Source organism: Nocardiopsis sp. TNDT3, assembly GCF_003427465.1.
GTDB lineage: Bacteria > Actinomycetota > Actinomycetes > Streptosporangiales > Streptosporangiaceae > Nocardiopsis > Nocardiopsis dassonvillei.
Map to the genome: position 1 here is coordinate 1 of NZ_QPFC01000401.1, position 3,981 is coordinate 3,981.

The following is a 3,981-nucleotide window of genomic DNA, read 5'->3' on the forward strand; positions in this document are numbered from 1 at the left end:
CGCAGCGGCGGGTCGTTCTCGGTGGTCCGGCCGCTGCGCGGGTAGCTGCCCAGGAAGCGCACGTCCCGGCACACCCGCCGGATGCCCATGAGGGCCTCGCCGACCCGGGCCTCGGCCACGTGTCCCTCGGCGTCGATGCAGAAGCAGTAGCTGCCGAGCCGGTCGCCGGTGGGGCGCGACTCCAGCCGGGTGAGGTTGACCCCGCGCACGGCGAACTGGTTGAGCACCTCGATCAGGGCACCGGGGTGGTCGTCGGCGATGAAGGCGACGAGCGAGGTCAGGTCGGCTCCGGTGGGCCCGGGCAGGACGCCGGGCCGGGACAGGTAGATGAAGCGGGTGGCCGCGTCGGAGCGGTCGCCGATACCGGAGGCCAGGGCGTGCAGGCCGTAGCGCTCCCCGGCGATCACGGCGCAGATGGCCGCGTCGTAGGGCGCGCCGGGCTCGGAGACGGCGCGCGCGGCGGCGGCCGTGGAGGAGACGGTGTGCGTGTCCGCGTCGGGCAGGTTGCGGGAGAGCCAGCCCCGGCACTGGGCGAGGGCGTGGGGGTGGGTGGCCACCCGCTTGACGTCCTCCAGCACCGTCCCGCCCCGCGCGAACAGGGAGAACTCGACCGGGACCGCGGTCTCGCCGGTGACGAGGAGCGGGTCGCCGTTGACGAGTTCGGCGATGGTCGCGGTGACACCGCCCTCGACCGAGTTCTCCAGGGGGACGACTCCGCCGTCGACCGCGCCGGAGCGGACCGCGTCGAAGACCGCGGCTACCCCCTCGCAGGGAACGCGGGCCTCGTCGGGCGCGTCCGGACGCAGGTTGCGCAGTGCGGCTTCGGTGAAGGTGCCCTCGGGGCCGAGGTAGGCGTAGCGGTTGGGCATAACACCAGGCTATACGGACCGGTGCGCCGGGGGCGGCGGTTCGGGACACGACGCGGGCCCGGGGCCGGGGCCGGGCCGGAGTCCGGGCCGCGTCGGAGCGGTCATCCGCGCGCCTCCGGCGCGGGGGCCTCCGCCTCCCGGGTGCCCTCCCCGCCGGTCCCCTCGTCGGTCGGGGCCTCCGGGCGCGGCTCGGCGGCCGTCGCGGTCCCGGTGGCCGAAGTCCCCGTGCTCCCCGCCGCGGCGGCGGAGGGCCCCGGCCGCACCGTGACGTTGGCGGAGGCGATGGGCCTCGCCGCTCCGACACCCGACCGCACGGCCTGGACGGGGGGCCGACGGTCGGCGCCGGCGCGCCCGATGGTCCTGCGGATCACGGAGACGAGGCCGCGGGGCTCCTGCTCCTCCCGGCCGCCGCCCGGGACTGCCGGGTTGAACGAGGCTGCCGGAGCGGTTGAGGCGGGCCGGACGGCCGAGACTCCCGTGCCGGTTGAGGCCGGCATGACCTCGGAAGCCTCTCGGCTGTCATCCGCGACGGGCTTGGTGGCGCGGGCCGTCCGTGCTGACGGGCCCGCCGGAGCCGGTTCCGCGTTCTCCCGGGTCGCGCCCGTGCCGTTCGGGGCGGCTGAGGCTGCCGGAGCGTCTTCCACGTCCTCCCGACCGTCGTCCGCGACGGACGGGACGGCTGAGGTTGTCGGAGCGGCCGAGGCGGTCCGGGCAGCCGAGTCGCCCGTACCGGTTGAGGCTGCCGGGTGGGCCTCGCGCCGCTCCCGGTCCGATCCCTCGTCAACCGCCTCCGCGCCCTCACGCGCGCCCCGCTCCTCGTCCCGGGCTGGCGGGGACCCGGGCTCCTCCCGAGGCGCGGACGGAGTCACCGGCCGGCCCCCGGCGGAGGAAGCCGCCCGCGCCGGGGGGCCTCCCGCGGTCGCGGCGGCGCCGACGCCCTCCCCCAGGCGTGCCGACCGGACGACCCGGTACTCCTCCGGGCTGAGCAGGGTGTCGCACTCCCCGCCCACCACCGCCTTGGCGTAGGTGCGCGACTCGGTGCGCCCGTTGATGGAGGTGACGACGACGCCGTCACCCTCGCTGTTGAGCAGCGCCAGGGAGAAGGAGCGGGCGCCCGACATCTCCTCCAGGGCGTCGTAGTGGAGCACCGCCACGTCGCGCACGGCGAAGGGGTCCACGCCCGAGGCGCTGACCGCGGCCGCCCGCTGGGCGAGTGCCTGGGACTCGCTGCCGACCGCACGGGTCCTGGACAGCGCGTGCCAGCCGAGGGCGAGCGCGCCCAGTCCCGAGAGCATTCCCGTCAAAGCCAGGATCGTAGTGAACACGGAGCGAGCGTATAGCTACACACTGCACCCATGTGGCTACTTCGGGCGGTTTCTCCAAGTCATGTGCCCGATTTTGCGGGACAGTTGCCGTCCCGCCGTGCGTGTGCGCTCACGGGTCCGCTCCCACCCGCGCCGCACGGTGGGCCGCAGCTCGCGCACCGCCAGGGCACGGGCCACGTCCGCGAACTGGTGGGCACGGTGCAGCTGCGCGCGCAGGTCGGTGCCGGTGGCCCGGTGCTCCAGCGGCACCTCCACCTCCAGCACCCGGTAGCCCGCCCGCAGCACGTCGATGGTCAGGCCGGTCTCCACGCCGAAGCCGGGGGCCAGCGGCCTGGCCGCCTCGAAGGCCGCGCGCGTGAGGCAGCGCTGGCCGTTGAGGGGCTGCTCGGGCTCCCACCCGGTGGCCTTGCGGACGCCGCCGCGCGCGAGGCGCACCACGAACCCGTGGCCGCCCAGGCGCATGCGGGTCGCGGGGAAGAGGGCGATGGTCATGTCGGCCTTGCCGTCGCGGACCGGTTCGACGAGCGGCGCCGCCTCCGCGGCGGTCGCCTCCAGGTCGGCGTCCAGGAACAGCAGGTGTCGGGGGGAGCGCGGGGACCCGTCCCCCGCCTCGTGCTCCTCGATGAGCCGGACGCCCTCCGCGCCCGTCTCCATCGCGGCCCCCTTGCCGCGGTTGCGGCTGTGCCTGATCACCCGGGCCCCGGCGTCGAGCGCGAGTTCGGCCGTGCGGTCGGCGGAGCCGTCGTCGACCACGACGACCAGGTCCACCCCGGGCAGTGCGCGGGCGGCCTCGACGGTGCTGCCCACGCGCACCGCCTCGTCCTTGGCGGCGATGACCACGGCGATCGCGGCCCCCTCGGGACCGGAGCCCTCCCCACGAAGCACGCGTGTCCCGTCTACTGGGCGGTGCCGGTTCCCGCGGCCACCGGCAACGCGTCGAGATCGGGGTGGATGACGAACACCGCGTCGAGCCCGGTGACCTCCAGGACCTTGGTCACCGCGGGCCTCGGAGCCACGAGTTCCAGATCGCCGTCCTTGTCGCGGGAGCGCTTCATGGCGGAGAGCAGCACGCTGATGCCGGTCGAGTCGCAGAACTCCACCCGCGACATGTCGACGACCAGCCGTCGCGCCCCGTCCTCCAGGGCTCCGATGAGCTCGTCACGCAACTGGGGCGCCGTGTACAGGTCGATCTCACCGCCAACGGTTACCACCGCGACGTCTTGCTGAGACCGGCTTGATATCTTCAACTCCACAGTCGTGACTGTAGCGGCCCCACCAGCGCCGGGCCACCTCGTTGGCGGTGTTTCGCGACATCGGTGACGTTCCTCCGCCGGTGGCGGCGCCGCCGCGCGGCGGCCTCCCTCAGAGCAGGGCGCTGCGGGCCCTGGTGTCCTCCGCGACGCCCAGCCGCAGCTCGACGACGTCGGCGGCGTCCGGGTACGAGCTCGCCCCGAAACCCTCCGGGAGTCCCCGGGCCGTGTCCTCCTCCTCGGCGGCCGAGCCCTCGGCGGGGATCTCCAGGACCGCCCACACCGTGGTGGTGGTCGCGTCCATCTCGGTGCCCCAGCGGCCGGACAGGGACTGGACGATGCCCAGGCCCCGGCCGCCCAGGCCGGAGATCGAGGGCCGGGCCACCCGGGGCATGGTGCTGGATCCGCCGTCGCGGACGGCGATCTCCACCCAGCCGCACGCCCCCGAGCCGCGGTCCACCTCGGCCCGCCAGGACACGCCGACGCTGTCCTCGGGGTTCTCGGGGGTGGGCAGGGGGCGGGCGTGGCGGAGGGCGT

5 protein-coding genes are annotated in these 3,981 nt (G+C 75.3%); all 5 read right to left on the minus strand.

Going from position 1 to position 3,981, the window contains the following annotated elements; genetic code table 11:
* Positions 1-869, minus strand: an 869-nt coding sequence (gene pheA, locus DQW06_RS10715; protein ID WP_117198376.1) for a prephenate dehydratase, incomplete at its 3' end; no start/stop codon positions are given.
* Between the two features lie 101 nt (positions 870-970).
* Positions 971-2,194: a DUF4446 family protein gene (locus DQW06_RS10720; protein ID WP_232833003.1), complete on the minus strand. Its 1,224-nt coding sequence runs from the start codon at positions 2,192-2,194 to the stop codon at positions 971-973.
* A 36-nt stretch (positions 2,195-2,230) separates the two neighbouring features.
* Entirely contained in the window at positions 2,231-3,079 is an 849-nt protein-coding gene (locus tag DQW06_RS10725; RefSeq protein ID WP_013156255.1) for a glycosyltransferase, read from the minus strand.
* Between the two features lie 11 nt (positions 3,080-3,090).
* Entirely contained in the window at positions 3,091-3,447 is a 357-nt protein-coding gene (locus tag DQW06_RS10730; RefSeq protein ID WP_013156254.1) for an STAS domain-containing protein, read from the minus strand.
* Between the two features lie 109 nt (positions 3,448-3,556).
* Positions 3,557-3,981 (minus strand): ATP-binding protein (locus tag DQW06_RS10735; RefSeq protein WP_117198378.1); only part of this gene is annotated, 425 nt, incomplete at its 5' end.